The 22,114-nt window shown below is 68.1% G+C and carries 20 protein-coding genes and 1 tRNA gene; 7 read left to right on the top strand and 14 right to left on the bottom strand.

Going from position 1 to position 22,114, the window contains the following annotated elements; genetic code table 11:
* Nucleotides 1-43: 43 nt before the first annotated feature.
* The gene (locus ACFUC1_RS03085; RefSeq protein ID WP_379116495.1) at nucleotides 44-577 is read right to left on the bottom strand and encodes a hypothetical protein; all 534 of its coding nucleotides are present in this window, start codon (nucleotides 575-577) and stop codon (nucleotides 44-46) included.
* A gap of 352 nt (nucleotides 578-929) precedes the next feature.
* Nucleotides 930-1,688 carry a matrixin family metalloprotease gene (locus ACFUC1_RS03080; RefSeq protein WP_379116493.1) on the bottom strand — a complete coding sequence of 253 codons (759 nt, stop codon included), beginning with the start codon at nucleotides 1,686-1,688 and terminating at the stop codon, nucleotides 930-932.
* Between the two features lie 325 nt (nucleotides 1,689-2,013).
* Here ACFUC1_RS03080 and ACFUC1_RS03075 point away from each other — a divergent pair, with 325 nt between their 5' ends.
* Together ACFUC1_RS03075 and ACFUC1_RS03070 are read left to right on the top strand one after the other, a co-directional pair.
* Nucleotides 2,014-2,499: a nuclear transport factor 2 family protein gene (locus tag ACFUC1_RS03075; protein WP_379116491.1), complete on the top strand. Its 486-nt coding sequence runs from the start codon at nucleotides 2,014-2,016 to the stop codon at nucleotides 2,497-2,499.
* Between the two features lie 133 nt (nucleotides 2,500-2,632).
* Nucleotides 2,633-2,708 (top strand) — tRNA-Arg (locus ACFUC1_RS03070).
* Nucleotides 2,709-2,722: 14 nt separating this feature from the next.
* Here the strand turns inward: ACFUC1_RS03070 and ACFUC1_RS03065 are convergent.
* The 8 genes from ACFUC1_RS03065 to ACFUC1_RS03030 all read right to left on the bottom strand — a co-directional run bounded on the left by ACFUC1_RS03065 (nucleotide 2,723) and on the right by ACFUC1_RS03030 (nucleotide 9,603).
* Nucleotides 2,723-3,847 carry a tyrosine-type recombinase/integrase gene (locus tag ACFUC1_RS03065; protein WP_379116489.1) on the bottom strand — a complete coding sequence of 375 codons (1,125 nt, stop codon included), beginning with the start codon at nucleotides 3,845-3,847 and terminating at the stop codon, nucleotides 2,723-2,725.
* Nucleotide 3,848: 1 nt separating this feature from the next.
* Entirely contained in the window at nucleotides 3,849-4,064 is a 216-nt protein-coding gene (locus ACFUC1_RS03060; protein WP_379116487.1) for a helix-turn-helix transcriptional regulator, read from the bottom strand.
* A gap of 70 nt (nucleotides 4,065-4,134) precedes the next feature.
* Nucleotides 4,135-5,541, bottom strand: coding sequence for a hypothetical protein (locus ACFUC1_RS03055; RefSeq protein WP_379116485.1), 1,407 nt, complete (start codon nucleotides 5,539-5,541; stop codon nucleotides 4,135-4,137).
* Nucleotides 5,538-5,861, bottom strand: coding sequence for a hypothetical protein (locus tag ACFUC1_RS03050; protein ID WP_379116483.1), 324 nt, complete (start codon nucleotides 5,859-5,861; stop codon nucleotides 5,538-5,540). The genes ACFUC1_RS03055 and ACFUC1_RS03050 overlap by 4 nt, the downstream gene beginning before the upstream one ends.
* A gap of 29 nt (nucleotides 5,862-5,890) precedes the next feature.
* The gene (locus ACFUC1_RS03045) at nucleotides 5,891-7,285 is read right to left on the bottom strand and encodes a CHC2 zinc finger domain-containing protein (RefSeq protein WP_379116481.1); all 1,395 of its coding nucleotides are present in this window, start codon (nucleotides 7,283-7,285) and stop codon (nucleotides 5,891-5,893) included.
* Nucleotides 7,282-7,902: a hypothetical protein gene (locus ACFUC1_RS03040; protein WP_379116479.1), complete on the bottom strand. Its 621-nt coding sequence runs from the start codon at nucleotides 7,900-7,902 to the stop codon at nucleotides 7,282-7,284. The genes ACFUC1_RS03045 and ACFUC1_RS03040 overlap by 4 nt, the downstream gene beginning before the upstream one ends.
* Nucleotides 7,903-7,958: 56 nt before the next feature.
* Nucleotides 7,959-8,372, bottom strand: coding sequence for a hypothetical protein (locus tag ACFUC1_RS03035; protein WP_379116477.1), 414 nt, complete (start codon nucleotides 8,370-8,372; stop codon nucleotides 7,959-7,961).
* Between the two features lie 31 nt (nucleotides 8,373-8,403).
* Nucleotides 8,404-9,603: a type IV secretory system conjugative DNA transfer family protein gene (locus ACFUC1_RS03030; RefSeq protein WP_379116497.1), complete on the bottom strand. Its 1,200-nt coding sequence runs from the start codon at nucleotides 9,601-9,603 to the stop codon at nucleotides 8,404-8,406.
* 790 nt (nucleotides 9,604-10,393) lie between these two features.
* Here ACFUC1_RS03030 and ACFUC1_RS03025 point away from each other — a divergent pair.
* Complete coding sequence (locus ACFUC1_RS03025; protein ID WP_379116474.1) at nucleotides 10,394-11,323, top strand: ComEC/Rec2 family competence protein; 930 nt, start codon at nucleotides 10,394-10,396, stop codon at nucleotides 11,321-11,323.
* 378 nt (nucleotides 11,324-11,701) lie between these two features.
* Here the strand turns inward: ACFUC1_RS03025 and ACFUC1_RS03020 are convergent, their stop codons facing one another.
* Nucleotides 11,702-12,643: a GlxA family transcriptional regulator gene (locus ACFUC1_RS03020; RefSeq protein WP_139982422.1), complete on the bottom strand. Its 942-nt coding sequence runs from the start codon at nucleotides 12,641-12,643 to the stop codon at nucleotides 11,702-11,704.
* A gap of 108 nt (nucleotides 12,644-12,751) precedes the next feature.
* Between ACFUC1_RS03020 and ACFUC1_RS03015 the strand changes: the two genes are divergently transcribed.
* From ACFUC1_RS03015 to ACFUC1_RS03005, 3 genes are all read left to right on the top strand, one after another.
* Nucleotides 12,752-13,063: a putative quinol monooxygenase gene (locus ACFUC1_RS03015; RefSeq protein ID WP_003941073.1), complete on the top strand. Its 312-nt coding sequence runs from the start codon at nucleotides 12,752-12,754 to the stop codon at nucleotides 13,061-13,063.
* Between the two features lie 632 nt (nucleotides 13,064-13,695).
* Entirely contained in the window at nucleotides 13,696-15,021 is a 1,326-nt protein-coding gene (locus ACFUC1_RS03010) for an ISL3-like element ISPfr2 family transposase (protein ID WP_379116471.1), read from the top strand.
* A 393-nt stretch (nucleotides 15,022-15,414) separates the two neighbouring features.
* A complete protein-coding gene (locus tag ACFUC1_RS03005) occupies nucleotides 15,415-15,903 on the top strand; it encodes a hypothetical protein (RefSeq protein WP_379116469.1) in 489 nt (162 codons plus the stop codon).
* A 168-nt stretch (nucleotides 15,904-16,071) separates the two neighbouring features.
* On the opposite strand, the gene ACFUC1_RS03000 is transcribed toward ACFUC1_RS03005, so the two are convergent.
* The 3 genes from ACFUC1_RS03000 to ACFUC1_RS02990 all read right to left on the bottom strand — a co-directional run bounded on the left by ACFUC1_RS03000 (nucleotide 16,072) and on the right by ACFUC1_RS02990 (nucleotide 19,874).
* Nucleotides 16,072-16,350 (bottom strand): hypothetical protein, encoded by a 279-nt coding sequence (locus ACFUC1_RS03000; protein WP_379116467.1) that lies wholly within the window; start codon nucleotides 16,348-16,350, stop codon nucleotides 16,072-16,074.
* A gap of 405 nt (nucleotides 16,351-16,755) precedes the next feature.
* Nucleotides 16,756-18,879, bottom strand: a complete 2,124-nt coding sequence (locus ACFUC1_RS02995; RefSeq protein ID WP_379116465.1) for a DUF262 domain-containing protein — start codon at nucleotides 18,877-18,879, stop codon at nucleotides 16,756-16,758.
* Nucleotides 18,880-19,034: 155 nt separating this feature from the next.
* Nucleotides 19,035-19,874 (bottom strand): hypothetical protein, encoded by an 840-nt coding sequence (locus tag ACFUC1_RS02990; RefSeq protein WP_379116463.1) that lies wholly within the window; start codon nucleotides 19,872-19,874, stop codon nucleotides 19,035-19,037.
* A 923-nt stretch (nucleotides 19,875-20,797) separates the two neighbouring features.
* On the opposite strand from ACFUC1_RS02990, the gene ACFUC1_RS02985 reads away from it, so the two are divergent.
* Nucleotides 20,798-22,048, top strand: a complete 1,251-nt coding sequence (locus ACFUC1_RS02985) for a hypothetical protein (RefSeq protein ID WP_379116461.1) — start codon at nucleotides 20,798-20,800, stop codon at nucleotides 22,046-22,048.
* The last annotated feature ends 66 nt before the right edge of the window (nucleotides 22,049-22,114 follow it).

Here is a 22,114-nt window from a genome sequence, read left to right as displayed (position 1 = left end):
GCCCTGCGCCCTGCCCAGGGCCTCCGCCCTCCCGGGACCCCCGTCAACCGGCGTTCGTGGCCGCGCGTCCCGGGCTGACCACCCCTGTGAGGGTGAGCGGGAAGGTCGCGCCGCGGCAGGTGTCCTGCCCCGGCAGCGCCAGCCGCATGACCGTCACCGGGATGCGGATGCTGGACCCGCGCGGCACCACGTACGTGGGCGCGCCGGTCCGGTCCGAGCGATAGGAGCTCACGACCAGCGAGCGGTCGGCGCGGCAGTCCGGGCCGGCGTCGCGTGGCGTGGCCGTGAGCTCGAGCACCCGGTATGCCGTCGTGCCGGGGTTCGTCACCGTCACCTCGACGGTGCGCAGCTGCCCCGGGGCGAGGCCACGGATGCTGTCGGCAGCCGCCCACGGAGCGTCCTTGACCGGCGTGGCCGCGGCGACTCCCCCGGCCCCGGCGACGACCTGGAGGGCTCCGGTCCGCGTGGTGGGGGCGTCGCTCGCGTGGTGGGACGAGGCCACGACGGCGACGACGCCCAGGGCGACCACGGCCGCGACGCCGGCCGTCACCGCTCGGACCGCTGCGGTCGTGGACATCGCTGCACTCCTTCGTGCGAGGAAGAGAGAGGACCCGGTGGCGTCTCAGGGGCGTACGCCACCGGGTCGGTCACTGGTCCGAGCCCCCAGCTGGAGGACTGAGGCGGGGCCCGGGCCGGGCTCCCTCCCCCGAAGGAGCCGATACCCATCGTGGTCGCTGGGGGCAGTCCTCCACATCAGCCCTCGGGGCACCGTCAACTCGTCCGTTCAGGTAAAGGCGACCCCATGTAAAAGTAAAGAGATAGTAAAGAGCCGAGTCCGGTGGTAACGGGTGGCGCCGCCTGTCGGCGGGTGGATGCACGACGCCCGCCCACCGGGCGACGGTGGACGGGCATCGGGTTCGGGGGTCGGACTAGCTGAGGTCCTTGTACGGCAGGCCGGCGGTGCTCAGGCAGCCGGCACCACGGCCGAGCTTGGCCAGCCCGGCGAGGTCACCCGTGGCGTACGCGTAGGGCGAGGTGGGCCGCAGCGTCGGGTACATCTGCTGGCGCGTGTCGCTCACGTGCTGCAGCCCCATGACGTGGCCGAGCTCGTGCATGAGCAGGTTCGTGCGGCGCAGGCCCGACCCGAAGCCGCCGCGCAGCTGCGCGAACGCCTGCGGGGTGTCCAGGACGACGAAGCCGCGCTGCGCGGCATACGTGTAGGTGGTGCGGCCGTTGACCCAGTGCGACGCCCAGGCGTAGCTGAACCCGCCCTGGCCGGCCGTGGCCCCGGCGAGGCTGTAGGCCGTCTTCGCCGGGGTGGTCCACGCGATGATGATCTCGGCGGACTGCCTCGATGCGGAGCCGGGCTGGGGGACCTCGCTCGTCGTGCCCTTGTAGGAGAACGCGATCCGCGTCGCCGTCGAGACCCGCGCGACGGCGGACTTCGTCTCGCTCAGGACGGTGTCGCGGGCGGCCGCGGGGACGGCGGCGAGGTTCACCTTCCAGGTGATGGCGGTCTGGCACGGGTTCCAGCGCAGGACCGGGGCGGTGCCGTTCGGGAGGCTGGCGTAGGCGAGCCTGTAGCCGGACGTGGCGCCGCTGGCGGCCTGCGGCGCGGCGACGGTGGCGGCGGCCACCAGCGCGACGGGGGCGAGGGCGGCGGCGAGTGCGCGGAGCGACAGGCGCATCGAGCGATCCTTCGGGGGGTGTTCGGGTTCGTGGGTGCCCGAACGCGAGAGGGGACCGCCCGAGGCGGGTCCAGTATGCGGGGGCACAAGCCGCCGACCAGCACGGATGTGGACATTTCAACCGAACGGGTGATGTGCGCCCACCCGTCCTCGCGAGCAGGTCGCCGTGCCCACACTGCGACGCGGGCCCTTGGTCATGCGCCACCCCGCCGCGGCCGGCGGACGCTGGGGGTGTCACCGCACGGCAGGGGCGCGCCGAGGCGGGTGTCGCGGGCGGGGCTGGAGGGCGCCACCGGAGAGTGGCGCGGCCGGGGAGGCGAGGGACATGACGGAGGGAATCGGGCGGACTCGGAGTCGGGCCTGGGCTCGGCCGTGGGTGGCCGTGGTCGCGGCGGCCCTTCTGGCGGGAGGGGCCGGCGCGGCCGGCGGGTATGCCGTCGGCCACGAGGAGCCACCATCCGGGCTGGCGTCGGCCAAGGTCGTCGCGGTCGTGGACGGCACGCTCGCGGCGCTGGGGCGCGGGGACTGGACGACCTTTGGGTCCCACTTCGCGCCCGATGCCGTGTACGAGGAGCCCGGCCCCGGTGCGGCCCCGGTGACGGGTCGCGACCGCATCGTCGAGGTCAACCGCAGCCTGTTCGCGATGGGTGCCCGGTACCACCGGACCGGCGCCATCCTGCAGCGCGGCCATGTCGTGTCGTATGCCGTGAGCTGCCCGGGCTGCCCCGGCGCCGACGAGGAGATCGACATCGCCGTCCTGGACGACCAGCTCCGGTTCGTCCACTACTGGATGATCACCGGCGGCGGCTGAGCCTCGAGCGTGCTCTGCCGTCTGCGCCCATGCGTGTCGGCCCGAGGCCCGGTGTCGGATACCCTTCCTGCGGCAGTTCTCCACCGCGCTCAGCTTCTGCGCCTCCAGCGCTAACGAGACCAGCCACCACCCCGCCCTCGTAGCTCAGGGGATAGAGCACCGCTCTCCTAAAGCGGGTGTCGGCAGTTCGAATCTGCCCGAGGGCACCACACGTTTCCGCAGGTCAAGTAGCATTTTCGGGGTCGGCAGCCTTTTCCTCTGAGGGGTCACTTTCCCGGATGTGGCACATATGTGGCACAAGAGCGTCGAGACGGGATCCAACCTCGTCCAAGTCGTCCGGGAACAGTCCGGCGTAGATGTCCAGCGTCATGGCAGCCGACGCGTGACCCAACATCCGCTGAACGGCCTTCACGTTGGCTCCGACCGAGATCGCCAGCGACGCGGCGGTGTGCCGCAGGTCGTGTGGCGTGAAACCCACGAGCCCGGCGTCGTAGCACGACCTGTCGAACACGCGGCGACGCCAATTGTTTAACCGGATGGGCCCGCCCGTCTGAGACGGGAAGATCAACTCCTCGGGCTCCCTGCCCGCGCACGCCTCTACGAGCAGCGGCAGGAGGGACCTCGGCACAGGAACATGGCGGCGCGCGTGAGACTTGGGCGTCGACCACACCAACTGCGACGCCACGACCGTGACTGCCTCGGCTACGTACAAACGGCTGCGATCCACCTCGAGTCGAGAGACGCGCAATGCCGCGAACTCGCCGAAACGAAGCCCAGTGAGAGCCAAGGTGAGTATGCCCAGCCCGTGCGGGCCAGCGGCTTCCACCAGCCGTCCGACCTGCTCGGCAGTCATGAAGTGGGGCTCCCGCTGAACCTGGCGAGGCAGCCGTACGCCCTTGGCCGGGTTCCGGCCAAGGCGCCCATCCGCGACGGCGGCATCGAGAATCAACGACGCCACGAGGTAGGCCTTGCGAATCGTTCCGGCAGACAGTCCCCGGTTGTGCAGCTCGCCGATCCAGGCCGCGACGTCGGAGCGCGCGATGCTGGCCAGTGGCCACTCTCCCCACTGGGCCACGACATAGCCTCGCGCGACCTCGCGGTAGCGCTGGGCCGTCGTCGCCTTGAGATGGCCCAAACCGGACAGCCACTTGTCGGCGTAGTCGCGAAACAACAGCTTGCCGGCCGTGGGATCGACGTATCGACCGCGGTACGTCTCCGCCTGCAGTTCGACCAGGAATCGCTCAGCATCGACGCGGCGCCGAAACGACTTCTTGCGCTGGCGGCCCGCGGGATCGCGCCAGCGGGCCAGCCAGCGGCCATCTCGAGAGTCGCGCGTCACCTTCGCCACGTCAGGCGACCTTGCTGGCGAGCCACGCGCGCACCTGGTCGGGATCGAACCGTAGGTGCTTCCCCAAGCGCATGCACGGCGGCCCCTCGCTGCGGTGCCTCCACTGGTAGAGCGTCTGGACGGGCACGCCGAGGAAGGCCGACACGTCGTCGATCGTCCAGAGGCGATCACATGTTGACATCGTCGACGTCGCCGGCTGCGGCTTCTCGTTCCTCATGGTCGCCTCCCGTTCCGTTTGCTTGGTCTACGCCCGTCCGGGGGTCACCATGCGCGACGGGCCCTTGGCGTCAGAGGGTGCGTTCGATGGGTGCGAGCGCACGGAGCGTGTGGTCGGCCTGCGAGGTCAGGACTCCGTGAAGCCCTGCAGCGACGGCGCCGGTGGCTCCGCCAGCCAGGGTCCAGGTGTGGGCCAGGTCGGTGACGTCGTCGGGAGTGGCGGGGCGGGTGAGCAGCCTTCGGCGGCTGTGCAGGTCGACCACGGTGGGGCGGCCTTTGGGGGTGTGCAGCAGCTGGGAGCGGGCGAGCCGGTCGGGCAGGGTCTGCGTGGCATCCATGAGGTCGGCGATCGTTCTGGTGGTCTGGGCCAGGTCCGCCAGCGCGCGGCGGGTGTCGAAGTCCGCGGTCGGTGAGGGGCCCTGAAGGGCTGTGGTGACGTCGTCGAGGACGGGGATGAGGGCACGGCTGGCTGTCACGTACTCGAGGGTCGGCCGGGCGAGGGTGGTGACTTTTCCCCACAACGGCTCTGCCCTCTGGGCCAGTCGGGCGGAGGCGGCGAGCATGACCGTCGTTGCGCGGCCTGGGTCGAGGCCTTGCAGGTCCTGGACGTGGATCAGCTGATGGGTGATGGCGTTCAGGTGGATGGTCTGGCTGGCGAGGAACCGGATGCCGTCGGCGGCCGGCACTGCCCGGGTCAGGTCGGCGCGGGCAGCGTTCGCCCAGGTATGGAGGGCGGCTTCGAACCGGTCCCCCAGTGTGTCCGGGTCGGGGTGAGGGGTGACGGTGCGGAGCCGCTCGAGGCCGACCGGGCGGGTGGTGGCGTCGGTGAGGGCGTCCAGGACGCGTTCGGTGTACTGGGCGATCGCGAGCGGCCGGGCGGCGTCGGTGTATGGGATCGCGGCGAGGGTGCGGCCCGCGGCGGTGCGACCCATCGCCAGCAGGTGCCGGGCGGTGGTGGCGGCCTCGCCGGGGGTATCCAGGACGGCCTGGCCGCTCTGGTGGGCGACGTTGAGCTGGTCGGCCAGCGCGCCGAGGGTGACGGATAGCCGGGCGAGCGGGTGCGGGTCGGCCGGATCGGCTGGGGTGATGTCGGAGCGGCCGTCACGATCCCGACCGTGCGGAGCCGGGGCGGCGTCGTTGTCGCGAACGACGCGCAGCCGTCCGGAGGCGTCCTCACGGCGTGGGGCGTCCTCGCTGGTTACGGCGGCCCGGGCGTCCTGAGCGGGGTCGGCGGGCGTGGTCGCCGGTGGCCGCAATGGGTCGGGGAAACTGCGGAGCGCGGATCGCAGCACCGTTCGGCTGGGGTCACGCAGCCGGACGTTGCCGCCGTCGACCCCGAGCGTCTGGTGCAGCACCCGGTGGAGCGTGACGTCGAACTGCTCCCACTGGGTCAGGGTGATCGGGTCGTGGCTGTCGCGCAGCACCAGGGCCAGGTGGTGGGCGCGGGCGAGCAGGTCCGCCGCGGTGGTGGCGCTCACGACCGGCCTGCCCGGTCGCGGTCGAGGATGTGGATCAGGTCGGCGACCTGCCAGGACCAGGCGAGCAGGTCGGGTGGCCCGTCGAGCGGGTCAACGGCGTCAAGCGCGGCCAGCACGGCGCGCAGCCGCCCGGTGACTGTGGCCGGTCCGGGGGTGGGGTCCGGGGTGTCGAAGGTGCCGGGGGCGATGCCGGCGCGCATGAGCTGGATCAAGCCGGCGAGCGCGTGGGCGCGGGGGGTGTCTTCGTGGCGGGCGAGGGCTGCGGCGGCGGTGAGGTGGTTGGTGGCCTCGTCGAGCAGGGCCTGGGTGGTGGCGGGCACGGTCGGTCTCCGTTTCGGGTGCGGGCTTGTCAGAGCGATGGGCCGAGCGCGTATGCCGGTGCGCGCGCTGCGTTGCGAGCGCCGGCGAGGTGGCGGGTGAAGGCCTGGTGGGCGTTCCAGCCCTGCCTGCTCATCTCGGCGATGGCACCGGTGGCAAGGTCGTCGGCTTGACGTGCGGGCACGACCGCGAAGAGCGGCTGTAGCGCCGCGGTGACCGCGTGTCGGGGGTCGCGGGGGTGGCGGGTCAGGACGGCGCGGACGATCTCGCGCCCGGGTTGGCGTAGCCCGCCCGGTGTTCCGGCCCGTGCGGGGTCGAGGAGTGCGAGGCCTGAGGAGCCGTGTTGGGCGAGCCAGTCGGCGGGGTCCCGGCCGTCGGGTAGGTCGGCGACCAGGACCGGCCTGCCCGCCTGCACGGCCAACAGGTCAACCCACCGGGTGGTGCCGTCACGGCCTGCGGTGTCTCCGTCCATGGCGATCACCAGCGGGCCGCGGGTGAGGTGTGCCGCTCGGGCGGCGTGGGCGGGGGTGATGGCGACGCCGCCGGTGGCCAGGGCGGTCAGCTCGTGGTGGCGTGCGGCGGTTGCGGTGGTTGCGGCGACGGCGAGGGCGTCCAAGGGGCCTTCGACGAGGACGACCGCCGCGCCCGGGTGGCTGGGGCTGGGTTGGTAGCACGTGGTGGCCTTGTCGTAGGTGACGGTGCGGGTGGGGTTGCGGTACTTCGGGGCTCGCGGGTGGCCGCTGGTGTCGCGACCGAGCAGTCCGGCGATCCGCCCGTCCGCGGTGGTGACCGGCAGGATGATCCGGTCGCGGAGGGTGTCGATCAGGTGGCCGCGGCGGGTGGTCTGGGCCAGGTCGAGGGCGAGCAGGTCGTCGTCGGTGACGCCGGCCGCGCGCAGCCGGTCGGTCATGGTCGTCCAGCCGGTGCCGGCGTGCCCGACCACCGGGCGGCCGAGCTGGAGTTCGAGGGCGGTGACGTCGATGCCGCGGTGGTGGCGCAGGTAGCCGACTGCGGCGTCGTGAGCGACCGAGCGGGTGTAGTGCTCCCAGGCGAGGGCGTTGATCTCGTACGCCCGGTCGGGCGGTGGCCCGTCCGGTTGGGCCGGGGCCACCGGCCGATGGTGGGCCGGGGTCCACGAGTTCGTGACCGGCATACCGTGCTCGAGCTGCTCGACCGCCTGCGGGAAGGTGAGGCCGTGCAGGCGCTGGATGAAGTCGATGACGTCCCCGGAGGCGCCGCAGCCGAAGCAGTGGAACCGGTCCGGGATCCCGTCGACGGACAGGGACGCGGTGGTGTCGTCGTGGAACGGGCAGCAACCCATCCACCCGCGGCCCTGACGTCGCAGCTCGACCCCGGCGGCGGCGACCACGTCGGGAAGCGGGTGGGCGGCGCGGACGGCCGGCACGTCGACCCGGGCCCCGGTCACAACTGCACCGCCGGCGGGTCCGGCTGTGCCGTAACAGTCGGGGGGTGTTGGCGCAGCAGTTTGACGAACTCGGCCACCGGCAGGTGCGGGTCGGTGTCCAGGGCGGCGTGGAAGGTGCGGGCGACGGTCTCGACGTGGGCGGCGGGGTCGAGGATGGCGTACTCGTCCCAGGTGCGGTCGTAGGCGTACAGCAGGCCCACGGTGGCGTCCTGTGTGAGGCGGTGGGAGATGCGGATGTCGCGGCGGGCGCCCCACTGGTAGCCGAGGTCGTGGTCGACGCCCGGATGGTTCCTGGTGAGCCGGTCGAACGACACCTTCCCGACCCAGTCCACGCCGGTCGGGGGCCGCGCGGTGATCGCGGTGGCCTGCACCAGCACGCCGAGGTCGGTGATGCCCTCCCCCAGGAGGTGGGTGACCCGGTCGGCGGCAGCGCGCGTGGCGTCACCGGGCCGGCCGGTGACCAGCAGCGCGGCGGCGTACGCGTACGCGTCACGTGTGCCCTGCCGGTAGTAGAAGTCGGCCGGGTCGTCCAAATCGAGGCCGCGCTGGGCGGCGGTGGCCATGCCTAGCAGCTGGGCCTGGCTCGAGCTGTAGCGGGTGGCAGGGGTGTCCGCCATGGTTGCCTTCCCCGGCGGGGCCATCCCGCCTCACCGGGTCTACGCACCCGCTCGGGTCACTCACGGCTCGAACGCATTGACCCGTCAGCAACTTCGTTGATCGAGACGGGTCGGTTCGGCTCGGCGGCAGCGAAGGAGCGCGCCGAGGCCGGCTGAGTTGCGGACGGGCTGAGCGGCCGGCGCGGCGCGGGGTCGCGGTGCTGGTGCACGCTGCACTGTGTCAGGCCGGCCAGCTCGGTCAGCAGGGCCCGCACCTCCCGCAGGGCGCGCAGCCAGTCCACGCCCGCGCGGGGGTCGGCGTCCGCGGCATATGAGCCGCGTTCGTGGTCCCGTAACGCCGACAAGGCTTCGACCATCCCGTTGTGTTGCTCCCAGCAGGGAGGGATCACGCGGGTGTCGAGGGCGAACCGGTCGGCGAGCCGGTCGACCCAGTCGCGAAGGTCCGGAATCACCGCGTCGCGCTCGCGCACGGTCAGGGATGGAACGTGCAGCGGTCCGACGTCACGCGGTCGCGGCATCGTAGATCTCCCGCTCGACCACGCCTCGGTGCACGGTCAGCACCGAGGCGTCCGGCCGATCCGTCCACGGTGACAGCGTCAGCGCGATCGGACGCGCCGCACGCAGCAGCAGCACCGCCGTCCCGAACGGCAGGGTCCGCAACTGCGCGGGCTCCAGGATCGGAACCTTGGTCGTCGACGTCGACCGGGACAGGTGACCGTCCCGGCCCCGGCTGGTTGTGGTGGACGTGTGATTGCGCTGCCCGATCAAGGTGGACAGGTCCTGCAGGTCCCGTGCGTTCGAGCCGCCCCCGAGGATGACCTTGACAACCGCCGCGTCCCAGATCGCCGACGCCGCGTGCTCACCCCACACGTGCCGGGCCTGCGCCAACGACTGCAGCACCACCACCGTGCAGATGCCGGTGCCGCCGCCGTCGGACATCAGCGACGGCAGCGACGGCAACGGGTAGTTGGCCGCCTCGTCCAGCACCAACGTCAACGGTGGGTCCAGCCGCGACCCAGTGGACCGGGCGGCGAGCCGGCGGGCGGCTTCGGCGACGTCCTCGACGAACGCGCCCACCAGCCCGGCCGTCGCCGCGGAACCGGTCGCGGTCCCCAGCAGGTAGATCATGCCGTTCCCCGTCAGGAACGCGTGCGGGTCGAACTGCTCCCCCGGCGCCGGTGACACCGCATCGAGCACCTTCGGGTCGGCAAGGGCGGCGAACGCGATCGTCACCATCGCCCACACCGAGTCCCGCTGCCGCGGGTCCGCGCTGATGACCGCCTCCAGCGCCTCGTTCCACGAATCGGCCGCCTGCGGGTGGGAGGACAGGATCACCACCGCCTCCCTGGCCTGGGACGCGGACAGCGACCACCGGTACAGGTCGGCCGAGGTGCACCCACCCAGCGCGGCCGCGTGCAACATGCAGCGCACCGCCTGCTCCGCAGACGCCTGCCAGAAGTTGGAGTCCGTCGTCCCGTTCGCGGCACCGTTCGTCAACGCCTTCGCCCGCACCATCGCCACGTGCGGATCCTCACACCCGCGGATCGGCGACCACCGGGTCGCCGACCGGATGCCGCGCGCCAAACCTTGGGGGTCGAACACCGCCACCGGGCCACGAGCGGCGCGGGCACGCATCGTCACCGCGAGATTGTCCGGGCGCGTGCTCGTCGTCAGCACCGGGCCGGGGGCGTCCAGGACCATGGGGATCGCCAGGTGGATGCCCTTCCCGGAGCGGGGCGGGCCGAGGATGACCATCGAGTCCTCAACCGTCGCGTAGGCCGCGACCCCGCGGGAAGAGCCCAACCGGAAGCCCAGATCCGTCAAGGCAGGCTTGGTCCGGCCCGGGCGCAGGGTGGACGCCCGCGACGACAACGTCGCCCTGCCCGCGCCCGCCTGGACCTCACGACGCGAGGCGCACCCTCGAAGGTCAAGCGCCGCGCTCGCTGCCTTTCGTGGGCGCCTCCACACGATTACGCCCGCGGTCACCGCAGTCAAGGCAACGACTAGCGTGCAAGACCAGTACAACCACGGGGATGGCGCACCAGCGCCCCACGCTGCCGTCAGGTCGGTCGGGTGCGCGAAAGCCACCAATGGTGCGGGAACGGTCGGTTCGGCCGGGCTGCTACCCCGGACGGCGAACGCGAGCCAGGCACCAGTGGTCAGCAGCAGCCAGAGTGCGCCAGCTCCCAAAGTCACCACGACGAACGGGCGGTCGCTCCGGTTGAGTCCGTCGGTCACGATGCTCCTCTCCTTGACGAAGAGGACTACGCAGCCCGTCGGGTCACCATACGGAAGTCAGGCTTCAGGGAGCGGCACTTCGCCCAGAAGGACCTGCCGTCGCGCCGGTGCCACGTTGCGGCTGCACCTTCAAAGGCTCCCTTCCGTCCCGGCCGCCAGAAGTTTTCGCGCTCAGCGGCCGAGACTCGGGTCGCATGTCAGAGGAGCAAAGTACGGTTTCCCATGGCCAGCAGTCGTCACCACAGGGGGATGCATGTACGAAGTTGATTTCTTGCCAATTGAGCGGACCGGAGACCTCGGCTCGAAGAGCGGGGATGCCATCACGATGCGCTTCAGCGAGGCCTCTGGTCGCCAGCGTGTTGTGGTGATCGACGGCGGATTCAGCTACACGGGCGAGTCGGTAGTCGAACACTTGCAGCGCTGGTACCACACGAGCCACATCGACTTGATGATTTCGACGCATCCCGATCAGGATCACATCAACGGGCTAGCGTCCATCATGGAGTTAGCCCGGGAAGGCGAGGTCACCGTTGGTGAGCTGCTCCTTCATGTGCCACACGACCATGTGGACTCGGCGCTCGAGGTGAGCAACATCGAGGTGGTCGACGCACTCATCGGCACTGCCGCAGAACTGGGTGTGAGCATTACAGAACCATTCACCGGGCTCACTCGCTTCAATGGTCACATCGCGGTGCTGGGTCCCACTCGTGCATATTACGAGGAGCTCCTTCAAGCCCAATTGGCCGAGGAAGCCGCCGGCGTAGCGGCTCAGCGACGGGCAAGCGCGCGGCAGTCGGCTTCCATCATGGAGAAGGCGACGGACCTGCTTGCCCGCGCCTTGCCAAGCCTGCCGTTCGAGACTCTCGGCGAGGACGGCGACTCGGGTCCGAGGAACGACTCATCTGTAGTGACTCTGTTGACTGTCGACGGAGAGCGAATGCTCTTCACAGGAGACGCGGGGATCGAGGCTTTAGGCCGCGCCTGGGACGAGTACGAGCGCACTTTGGGGTCCTTTCCCGACACGCCCTTGCACTTCTTTCAGGCTCCCCACCATGGCAGCCGTCGTAACCTTTCACCGAGCCTGCTCAACCGGATCTTCGGTCGCCCCGGGGAGAACCTCTTCAGCACCGAGGCATTCATCAGTTCCGCGCTCAACGACAAGAAACAGGCTCTTCCCAGATGAGGGTGTAGGTCGGCCGGGCGCGTCGGTCCGCAGATAGACGTCGAGATCTCCCGACGATGGAGGTTCCTACGCCATCCATCCGAAAGACCTCGACGTGACCGACGCTACCCCGCCGGCCGGCTTCGGCCGCCCTGACCTGAGCGCCTTCGCGTCTCATCCCAATCGACCCTGATCGAGTCTGCTGACCCCCTCGACGAGAACGCAGCGACATCACAGCCACCCAACCCCGACCGTCCGGGAAGCCGGGACACGTCACATGGCTTGTGCTGCGGGCGTGTCGAGTGGGTCGTCCAGGGGCGACGCAGAAGCGTCGACGCGACGTGCTGAGAGGTGGTTCCAGTCGAGCACTAGGACACCGGCTACAGGCATGGCGATAGGTCAGGAACGGCGTCGCTCCCTGCGCAGGAGGGAGCGCAGAGTCTCGGCGTTCGCGTAGCCGACCCGTAGCGCGATCTCGGCGGAGGTGAGGTCCGTGGTTGCTGAGAGGTGCCGAGCTCGTTCGATGCGAAGCCGTTGGGCGAAGCCGAGCGGAGTGAGGTTGAGCGCCGCACGGACTCGTCGTTCGAGGGTGCGCCGGCTGGTGCCGAGCGACTGCGCGACGAAGGCGACGTTGAACGGTTCGTCCAGGCGGGCGCGCACGAAGCGTTCGAACTCGACGACGATCGGGTCCTCGTGCCGGAGATGTTCGTAGGCGACGAAGGCCGCCTGCGACGGACGCTCGTCGATGATGAGGAGCTTGGCGACATGTTGGGCCAGGTCGGGGCTGATCGATCGCACGAGTGAGAGCGCGAGGTCGATGTGGGCGAACGCGGCGCCGGCGGTGACGAGGTTCCCGTCGACCACGACCATGGTGTCGAGATCGAGGGCGACGGTCGGATAGCGCTTCAGGAACTCCGGCCCCAGGAACCAGCTGGTCGTCGCCCGCCGATGATGCATCCGTCCGGTCTCGGCGACAGCGAACACGCCGGTGCACGCCGCGGCGATCCGGGTGGTCGCGTCGTCGAGGCGCCCGAGCGAGGCGATGACCGAACGAGCATCTCGGCTCTGGAGGGCGTCGTTGGTAGCGGCGGCCGTGAGGGTTCCAAGCGCAGGGACGACGACCACGTCGAACTCTGCGGACTCCGACAGCGGGTGGTCCACCGACAGGGTCATCGATGCCGTCGTGGTCACTCTCCGTTTCGGTCCGAGGATGGCGAGTTCGATCGGGTCGATCCGCGGGTCGACATCGCCGCGGGCTCCGTCGGCCACCCGCACGATGTCGATGACCGACGCGACAGCCGAACCGAAGCAGCCGTCGATCGCGATCAGTCCGATACGCATGGCGCGAACAATAGCAATACTGCCGTATACGCCACTTCTCACATGCCCTTGCTCGCCATACGCTGAACTCGCTTCACCAAGAAACCTCGACACCTAGGAGAACCCCTCATGTCCACACCCGCATCACTTCCGTATGCCTTCGTCGCCAAGATCGTCGCGGCCGATGGACAGCACGACGCGCTCGCCGATCTGCTCGCCGGCGCTGTCGCGCTCGCCAACGAAGAAGTGGGAACGATTGTCTGGTTCGCGGTCAGGACCCACGCCGACACCTTCTGGATCTTCGATGCATTCCCCGACGAGGCCGCTCGCGACGCCCACGCCAACGGCGCCATCGTCGCAGCCCTGATGGCCAACCAGCACCTCCTCGGCGCAGCACCCGAGATCTTGGCGGCCGACGTCCTCGCGTCCAAGCTCCCGTAGTCCGCCAACGCACGAGACGATCGCGCCCCGCCGAGCCGTCGCCAGGTCGCGACGCAACGCCACGCTGCGTTCCCGAGCGGTGCGAGGCCTATCGGCACACGGACAGGATGCCGGCCGCGAGCGCTCAGCCGGCGAGGGGTCCGTCGCAGAGGAGAGCGACGTCGGTGTCGGGCAGAGCCGTGAGGCCAGCGCATCGCGCGACCACCAGAACCGAACCGCCCCTGCACTGCGTTTCCGCAGGTCAGGGGCTGTGCGCCGGAGCCGCCTGTCGGAATCGAACCGACGACCTAATCACTTCGGCTTTGCGTCTATCGCTTGATGCGCCCACGGGGCGAACGAGCCGCTGACCTGCGCAAACGCCGAGCGTGGGGGACGCCGCCATCCGGTGGTGACCGCCGACGACCGACCAGTACCGACCGTTTCACCGGAGCTTTCGGCGGCGTCGAAGCCGAGCAAGCTCCATTCTCTTAGCTCACCGCGCCCTCCTCCTCGCCGGTCCCGTCGTCGTCGAAGACGTTTCAGGGGTCTTCTCAGATGACGGTGTAGGTCGGCCGGGCGCGTCGGTCCGCAGATAGACGTCGAGGTCTCCCGACGACGGAGGTTCCTACGCCATCCATCCGAAAGACCTCGACGTGTCCGACGCTACCCCGCCGGCCGGCTTCGGCCGCCCTGACCTGACCGCCTTCGCTCGACTCGACGGCCTCGGTCTGAGCGTGACCGGACAACGACTTGAACCGGATCGTGCGGTCCTCGCGTGCCGCGTGGTGGAACCAGATCAGTGGTGCCGACGGTGCGGCAGCGAAGGCGCTGCTCGTGACACCGTGATCCGGCGGTTGGCCCACGAGCCGCTGGGCTGGCGACCGACCGTGCTGGAAGTTGTAGTGCGCCGCTACCGCTGTGCCGACTGCGGACACGTGTGGCGCCAAGACACCAGCGCCGCGGCGGAGCCACGCGCGAAGCTCTCGCGCACCGGGCTGCGGTGGGCGCTGGAAGGGATCGTGGTCGCACACCTCACCGTCGTCCGTGTCGCCGAGGGACTCGGGGTCGCGTGGGACACCGCCAACAACGCGGTCCTGGCTGAAGGCAAGCGGCTGCTGATCAACGACCCCACGCGGTTCGAGGGCGTGAAGGTCATTGGCGTCGATGAGCACGTCTGGCGCCACACCAGGCGTGGCGACAAGTACGTCACCGTGATCATCGACCTCACCCCGGTCCGCGATGGCGCCGGCCCAGCAAGGCTGCTGGACATGGTCGAGGGCCGGTCGAAGGCGGCGTTCAAGACCTGGCTCGCCGACCGCGACGACGCCTTCCGTGACGCGGTCGAGGTGGTCGCGATGGACGGCTTCACCGGGTTCAAGACAGCCGCTGCAGAGGAGATCCCGGACGCGGTCACGGTGATGGATCCCTTCCACGTCGTGCGCCTGGCCGGTGACGCCCTCGACAGGTGCCGGCGCCGGGTCCAACTCGCGATCCACGGGCACCGTGGGTTCAGGGACGACCCGCTCTACAAGTCGCGGCGCACGCTGCACACCGGCTCGGACCTGCTCACCGACAAGCAGAGCGACAGGCTACGCGCGCTGTTCGTTGATGACGCTCACGTCGAGGTCGAGGCGACCTGGGGTGTCTACCAGCGCATGATCGCCGCCTATCGCCACGAGGACCGGCAACGTGGCCGCGAGCTCATGGAGAAGCTGATCACCGACCTCAGCGCCGGCGTCCCCAAGGTGCTCACCGAGCTCACCACCCTGGGCCGGACCCTGAAGAAGCAAGCCGCTGACGTGCTCGCCTACTTCGAACGACCCGGCACCAGCAACGGGCCGACCGAGGCGCTCAACGGACGGCTCGAACACCTGCGCGGCTCCGCACTCGGGTTCCGCAACCTGACCAACTACATCGCCCGAAGCCTGCTCGAGACCGGCGGCTTCAGACCCCAACTCTTACACCCCCGATTGGGATGAGCCAAGAAACATCCTTCACCCAAGGTCACCAATGCCCTTCAACGCCGGAATGTTGAGCCATACGCGACGGAAAGCAAGAACCTCGTTCACAAATCCGCCGACGTGCCTATGCGACCGGGGTACGGTCCAGCGACGGCGATCGGCCCACTCGCTGAGGACTAACCGGTGGTTGGGGTAGACACTTACAGTCTCCGCGCCCGGGTTGCTCCAGCAGTTCTTGCGGCCGCGCCCGGGCTCGCACTCGGCATTGCGCTGCTGCCCGTAGTGCCGGGAGCCCAGAAACTTTGGAGCTTGGTTGCGGTCGGCCTGACGACCTACGCGGCCCTAGTGGCTCGGGATGCCGGAAACCGGGTTCAGACACGGCTGTATGAGTCCTGGGGAGGAATGCCTACGGTGGCCAGACTCCGCTTCGCAGGTGCGGACACTCCGGCGGAGATTCGTCAGCGTCACGAAGAGGTTCAACGCGCCATAGGCCCGGATCCACGTCTTGCGGATGACCTCGAAGAACTGGCCGACCCCGGCGCCGCTGACTCGACCTACCGAGCTGCGATGGACCGGGTCAAGGCCAGGGTCCGGGCGGAGGGTGGCCACCGCCTTCTCGACCTTGAGAACTGCAACTTCGGGTTCGCGCGTAACCTGTACGGTCTCAAGGCACTGGGACTGATGGTGAGCTGTCTCACGCTGATGGCGACCACAGCCATCGGAATCTGGGGCCTCTTTAGCGATCGCCCCTCCTTTGCGCCATTCATATTTCCCCTCGTTGTCTCCCTGGTGGCACTCGCCCTGTGGCGCCGAGTAACGCCTGAATTTGTGCGTCGCAATGCGGAGGCATACGCAGATAGACTCATGGAGGCGACCCGCGAGCTCCCGCCGAAGCGTTGAGTCATGACGCGGACCCTGCGACTAGGTGCCCGCCGAGGTGACACCGCCCGGGCCACTCCGGCGACTGGACCAACTCTTGCGATGCGTCATACCGCCGCTGAAGGATGGAGCGGGGCACGGCCGGCGATCCCTGCCGACCGTTACAGACTTTTGGCCGAGGTAAGCCTTCTACCAGTCGTCCAGACGCACCCGGGGATCCATGAGGATCGCCCACGTGTAGGCGGACCCCTGACGTTGCGAGATGCCGCTCGGGCGGTCTGCCGGCATTGCCTTGAGTGCTTTGGCAAAGTTGGTTCGTGAGAGCGAGCGATTGATCTCGCGCCCGTCTCGAGTGACTCTCAGGTACTGGCCAGGCACACGGTATGTGAAGTGAAGACCTGTCGCGGTATAGAACGTCTCACCCGCGTGCTGAGCGATCCGCGGCCACACGACGTCGATGTTGTGCACCCGCTCAGTCTCGGTGCCGCAGTCGCGGAAGTGAAGCACCCCGCCCCCGGCCTTTCGCACCCAGCGGACATGGGGTAATGGCGCGCCTCAGGGCCACTGTCAACGCGTACCTACATGCGGTCACCGGACCCGGTACGCCAAGTCAACTGTGACAGCGTCAGAAGCCGCGGGGGCTTCTTCGGTAGAGCAGATAGCCGCGACGAGAGCACAGCTCCTGCCATGCCTCTTCGTCGAACTCGCGAAAGTTGCGACCCCGCACCGCGCACAACCGAGCCCAAGCATCCCTGCTGACCAAGTCCTCAGAAGGAATCGAACCCGAGTTGATTGCCCTGACGATGTCCCTGTCCCCTGCCATGAGGCAAGGCTAGGAACTCTCTGATCAGGAGTGGGGCGATTTCCGGAAGATCACTCTCCGCTCGGGTTGCTGGCGTCGACGGGCTTCTGGCTGAGCAACTCTGCACGCACGTCGCGGAGGCGTCGTCCGTCGGCCACCGCCCAGAAGTACCAGCCGTTTGTCGCCCGCTTCCGGAGGTAATGACCCGCACCAGACGGTGTTCCGAAGGACTTTCCGTCGATATGGATCCGGAGGTCGTTGCCGACCGTCGCTTCCAATCCTGCAAAGTCACGGTGCGTCGCAATCAACCTGTCGCCGGGCGCCAATAGCCCCGCCTCGACAAGGTGCTTGATCTCCACCCAGTCTTGGGCCTTGGTCTGGGGGTCGACGACTTGCCCCTTGTGGCCTTCAGGAACCGGCCACACTCGAAGCAGCGTCTCGATGAGCGCCTGCGTCCGCGCATCAATCAGCGTTTCGTCCCACTCTTTGGCTTGCGTCTGCTCCACCAGGCGACCGGTGAGCTTGATCGTGTTGTGTTCCAGCAGCGCCTTGCGTTTGGCAGGCCACGGCCCGTTGGACACCTTCGAGTTGAGGGCCCTCGTGAGGAGAGTGAGGTTGCCCAAGCGGTGCACGCGAGCCTGCCGCTCCTGCTCCTCGTCGGGCGTGGCGACTGCCCAGTTGTCACGCCATTTCTGCGGCAGGATGTGTTCAACGGGGAAGCCGACCCGTTCGACTTGGGGCTGCCCGGTCTCGGCACGGTAGGCGTTCTCGATCGCTTCCAAGAACGCACGGAGTCGTGCCCGGGGAAAGCGCCGATAGGCTGGCTCGGACTCCAACGCACTACGGACCTCCTCGTCGCCGGGCCAGTAGGTGCTGGTCACGTTCAGGCGAGCGAGATGCGTCACGACGCGATCCGCCAACTCGCTGGAGGGCGTTGATTCATGTGTCTTGATGATGTCGGCGACGATGCGGCCGAGGTCGGAGCTGGTCATTCTGAGCAGCTGCCGGCGCACGACCCAGCTCTCGGCCGCGGAGACAATCGTGTCGATGACGCTCTGCGGGAGCTTGCGTCCCGGTTCGTGAAGCCACAGCAATAGCGGCTTGAGAAGTTCAATGCCACTGGCTTGCATCCGGTAGACCGACATCTCGACTGGGGTCAGGTTCCCGCCCGTGCGTGCAGCCGCTTCGGTCCACGCTTCGTACTGCCTGGCCTGCTCTTTGATAACGGGCAGAAGGTCCGCGATCTTCTGCCCGGCCTGGTGCTCGACGTAGGACTTGAACCGGGCGAAGGTCGATTGGGGACTGACCTCTTCCCCCAGTCGAGAGATGAGCCATTGGTTGAGGAACAGGGAACTCCGGCTGACGAAGTAGCGACCGGCGCTGACCTCTCGCGTCCAGAACTTCGTCTCGAAGGGCCAGTCCTCGCGGTAAGCCCTCTTAGTGTCTTCACCCTCGGCGTCCAACCTCTGGAAGACGAAGTTTCGAACCAGATCAGCTGCCGTCAGTGGAGTTCCGCGGGCATTGAGCGTCTCGAATATTTCCTGAGAATTCTCCGAGGCCATGAGTTCGATGGTGACCAACTGCAAGTCCGACTGAAGGACACCGGCCAAGTGTTCGGCTCGCGTCGCGAACGCGTCAACCTTCGGATCGCCCAGCCACTGCGTCACCGCAGCAGTGAAGTACTGGTGCGCCTTGACGATGCGCGACTCATGATGCGTGAGGTCGGTGTAGTCGATCGGGGGCTCCGCACCCATTACCTCGTCGAAGGCATCGCGGTCATTGTTGAGGTGACGCACCTTCAACCTGCTCTCGCCCTCAGGAATGAAGTTCGCCGAGTTGTGGGTCAAGGACTCGAGCTGACTTGCCAGACGGACTGCCCCTGCTTGAGCAAGTACCGCGCTGGCGGCATCCGTCAACACCTGGAGTGTCGTCAGGCGCTGTTGCCCATCGATCACGTTCCAGGTCGTCACCCGGTTACTGCCAGCCTCATGGGCCTGCAAGACGACGGCGCCGAGGAAATGCTGCGGATTCAGGTGCGGCTCGTTGATCCGGAGCTCCGCCACGCGCCGGATGTCTTTCCAGAGTGGCTCCCACTGCTCATCCTCTTTCCACACATAAGGGCGCTGGAAGAGCGGGATGACGAAGTGCTGCGGCAGGTTGAACAGCTGCAGCGGCGTCCGCTTGAAGGTTTCCACGCACCGATCTTGCCCTGCCTAGCCGACAAAGTGGCATGAATCGCTCAGGTCCCTTCGACTGACGGCGCAGCTAGAGACCCGACTGATGTGGGCCTGCCCCGAGGCCATGCGAGGAACAGGCCCACTGAAGGTGAGTCTTATCGCCGCGATGGCTCTTAAGTGGGCAGACCCCCTTGGCGCTGCCACCAAGCTGAAACAGTCTTTACAAATCGCGAGGATTGCACATCGTTACGCGGCCCGCTCAGAACTGCGGTAGCTGCGCCCGTCACCCGCTCGCCGATCCGGTTGAGTGCCCGATAGGTGGCTAAGGGAGTTACGTTGGCCTCTGGAAGCCCGAAGCGGATATCGTCCGTGACCCCCGTCTCGGCATCAAACCTTGCATCAGGCCCAAAGAAGCTAGCAACGCCCTCGTAACCCAAGTTCGTCTCTTCTTGTGTAGGAGGTTCGGCGCTGAAGTGCTGAGCAAGGGCCGCCGCAAGCTCGTGTTGGTGTTCCTCGTGGACTGGCACCCCGTATCCATGCACGTAGAGGTCCCGCAGGGAACGCAAAGTTCCCATGCCGCTTGCCTCGGGATCGAACTCCACGTTGAGGCACGTCCGATAGAACTCACGCTCCCACCTTCGGGGCCATGTCTTGCCCTTGGGAAACACAGTGATCTCAGGCTGCTCCCAGCAGGCAGCAGCAAGCCGCGCCATGACAATCTCAGCTAGCGATAAGGCCCGCGCCAGGGACAGAAGACCGAGATGTTGCTCCACAGCCCAAGGGTTAACGCCAAGGGTCTGCTCTGCGTCCCAGATGGCATCCCCACCGTCATAGCCGTCTACTTCGTAGTTGTGCATGGACAAAAAGCGCTCGTACTCTTCGTCGAAGTCCCGTGCCGCCACTTTGACTATGTAGCGATGCACTTTGATGATTCGCTCGAGCTCCGCGTCGAACTCCCGAACCAGGAAGTCAACGTGAGTATGGCCGCCGAGGTGGCTGTCACCCAAGTACATGGGTGCATCATTCCAGGACTCGGCGTGCGTCGGTCCGTCGCGTGGCGGCGGCGGGCGTGACATCACTCCGGTGTCGGGTTGTGGGCGCCTTCACCCGTGTCTGGCTTGCTTCGGCAGGCGGTCCAGGCATGCTTGGTCCATGCCTGGACGAGGACCATTCCAACCCGCGAACGCCACCGACCTGCTCGCAACCATCTCGAGTTTGAAAGGCGACATCGAGGGGATGCGACCCAAGGTGGCATCCGGCGAGGTCGATCAGAGGGAGGCTCTGGATCGCGCACTCCAGGGCCTTCTTGACCTGGCCGCCGCGGCTGAGCCCCTGCTCCAGGACTATCGAAAGCGACATGGAGGATGACCAACTCGGCGCCAGGTCAGCAGCGGTAGACGGTCGCCGGTCTACGCCGAACCGTCGGACTGGCATGCCCAGAAGCCCGGATCAATCACGAACCGCGCGCAGGCTGGTTGTGCCTTGAAGTGTCTCACCCGGCTCACCGCTCAACCCGTGCACGCGAGGGGCAAGGGCCCTGCAATAGGGGCCACGAGGTTGCGGGGTCGCACTTGCCATATGGGGATCACGACTGCCACGCGCTGCAAGAGTGCGAGTCAGTACGCGCCTCGCGAGTCGGCTCGGACTCTGAACCGGGCCGTGGGCGTCTTCATCCCGAGAGGTACAAAACCGAAGTTGCCGCCTAGCTCGACGACGAGCCGGCCATGGACGAACCCGCGGCTCTCGTACGGTATCCCGTCTTCCCCGCTCAGCCTCACGCTGATGCGAACGACGAGAAGGAATCACGGAATGAGAGTTGCCCGTGGATCGTCCACTCGTGGCGCGTTTAAGGAGGTGTGTCTTTCCGCCGCGTGAACACCGCGTGATCCGCTACGTGTAGTGCGGCCGGCTCGAGCCCATCTGATTGGATGCGCGGGTGCTCCTTGTTCGCGCCGGCCATGACGACGTGGTCGCCGCGCTCCGGCGGGCCGACATCGACGGCTTAGTCGGGCCAACCGCCGCCTCCGGCTGGACGTGCGTGTGGCTGGAGGCTGACGACCTCGATGGGATCGACGATCTCGGCTTCTCCGCCTACCTGTGGGCCTATCCCACGCGGTCCGGATCGAGGGTCGAACTCGTACGGGCCAGTGGCACACCTGAGCGGCGCGAGTGGGCTCTGTCGTCTGACCCGATCGCGATGACGGCCTTGGCCGACGCCCTCGTGCACCTGTTCGGGCCGGAGGATGCGTTGGGTGCTGTGCGGTCGCTGTTGACGCAGGACGACCTCGACATCGAGTCGTTCTGGGACCGCCTGCACGGGCTGTTGGATCTTCCCGAGCTCGCGGCCCCTGAACCCGAGCGGTGCGTGGTCGCTACCCGTGGGGATCCGGCGATGGTCCGGATGGCGGCCGCGATCGCGGGGCCGACCTGGATCCTGCCCCTCGACCCCGGCTGGACCGTGGCGATCCCAGCACATGACGAGGACGCGCAAGCCGACGTCCTGGCGGCTGCGATATCCGGGGCTGCGAAGCGGCGGGAACGGACTGTCCACATTTGGAGTCACGGCTCGGCGGTCGGACTTCAGATCTGGCGACGAGGGTCGCTGGAGGTCAGCTGGTCCTGGGGCACCGCGTGGGAGACCATCGTCAGTGAACCACTGGAGTTCGAGTCGGAGGTCTGCGACGCGATCGCGGCGCTGAACCCGGACCTTCACCTGCCGAGCCTGCGCGCCCTGTTGCGCCAAGACCGGCTCGATGAGCCGGCCGTCGCGTCGCTGCTCGAGCTGCTGGGCCTGCCCGACAGCATCTGGCAGACCCTCGCTGCCAGCCGGGCGCCCGATCGCATCCCCGGGGCCGAGCTCATCCCGAGGGCGACCGCCAGGCAGGCCACCCTCGCCGCGATGCGGTCCGACTGGGCCGACCGCCGACAGGTCCGGAATCGTCCGCTCTACCTCGCCTACGCAATCGGGTCAGCCGTAGCCGCCCTCGTGTGCCTAGCCATGACCTGCCTGGGCGTCGCGGTTCTCCTCACGGGTGGCGCGGTCGTCGACCAAGCCGGCGTTACCGCAGAAGACTGGCTCTTCGTTGGCGCCGCCGCGGTCCTGACCATCGTGCTGATTCCGACCGCGATCTACCGGCTGCGAAGGTCTCGAAAGCGAGAGGAAGCCGAGCAACAGCTGCCTTCGTAACAAGAGCGCTGGCTGCCAACGAGCTCACATTGACAAGGCGCGTCTAACCGCCGCATCGGCCGTGGG

Source organism: Pedococcus sp. NPDC057267 (genome assembly GCF_042668795.1).
Taxonomy (GTDB): Bacteria; Actinomycetota; Actinomycetes; order Actinomycetales; family Dermatophilaceae; genus Pedococcus.
This window is presented reverse-complemented; position numbering and strand designations above follow the sequence as displayed.

Bases quoted from the DNA above. Each gene is read 5' to 3' on its own strand.
- ACFUC1_RS03085 (WP_379116495.1), bottom strand. From the start codon at position 577: ATGTCCACGACCGCAGCGGTCCGAGCGGTGACGGCCGGCGTCGCGGCC.
- ACFUC1_RS03080 (WP_379116493.1), bottom strand. From the start codon at position 1,688: ATGCGCCTGTCGCTCCGCGCACTCGCCGCCGCCCTCGCCCCCGTCGCG.
- ACFUC1_RS03075 (WP_379116491.1), top strand. From the start codon at position 2,014: ATGACGGAGGGAATCGGGCGGACTCGGAGTCGGGCCTGGGCTCGGCCG.
- ACFUC1_RS03060 (WP_379116487.1), bottom strand. From the start codon at position 4,064: ATGAGGAACGAGAAGCCGCAGCCGGCGACGTCGACGATGTCAACATGT.
- ACFUC1_RS03040 (WP_379116479.1), bottom strand. From the start codon at position 7,902: ATGGCGGACACCCCTGCCACCCGCTACAGCTCGAGCCAGGCCCAGCTG.
- ACFUC1_RS03030 (WP_379116497.1), bottom strand. From the start codon at position 9,603: ATGGTCCTGGACGCCCCCGGCCCGGTGCTGACGACGAGCACGCGCCCG.
- ACFUC1_RS03025 (WP_379116474.1), top strand. From the start codon at position 10,394: ATGTACGAAGTTGATTTCTTGCCAATTGAGCGGACCGGAGACCTCGGC.
- ACFUC1_RS03020 (WP_139982422.1), bottom strand. From the start codon at position 12,643: ATGCGTATCGGACTGATCGCGATCGACGGCTGCTTCGGTTCGGCTGTC.
- ACFUC1_RS03015 (WP_003941073.1), top strand. From the start codon at position 12,752: ATGTCCACACCCGCATCACTTCCGTATGCCTTCGTCGCCAAGATCGTC.
- ACFUC1_RS02990 (WP_379116463.1), bottom strand. From the start codon at position 19,874: ATGTACTTGGGTGACAGCCACCTCGGCGGCCATACTCACGTTGACTTC.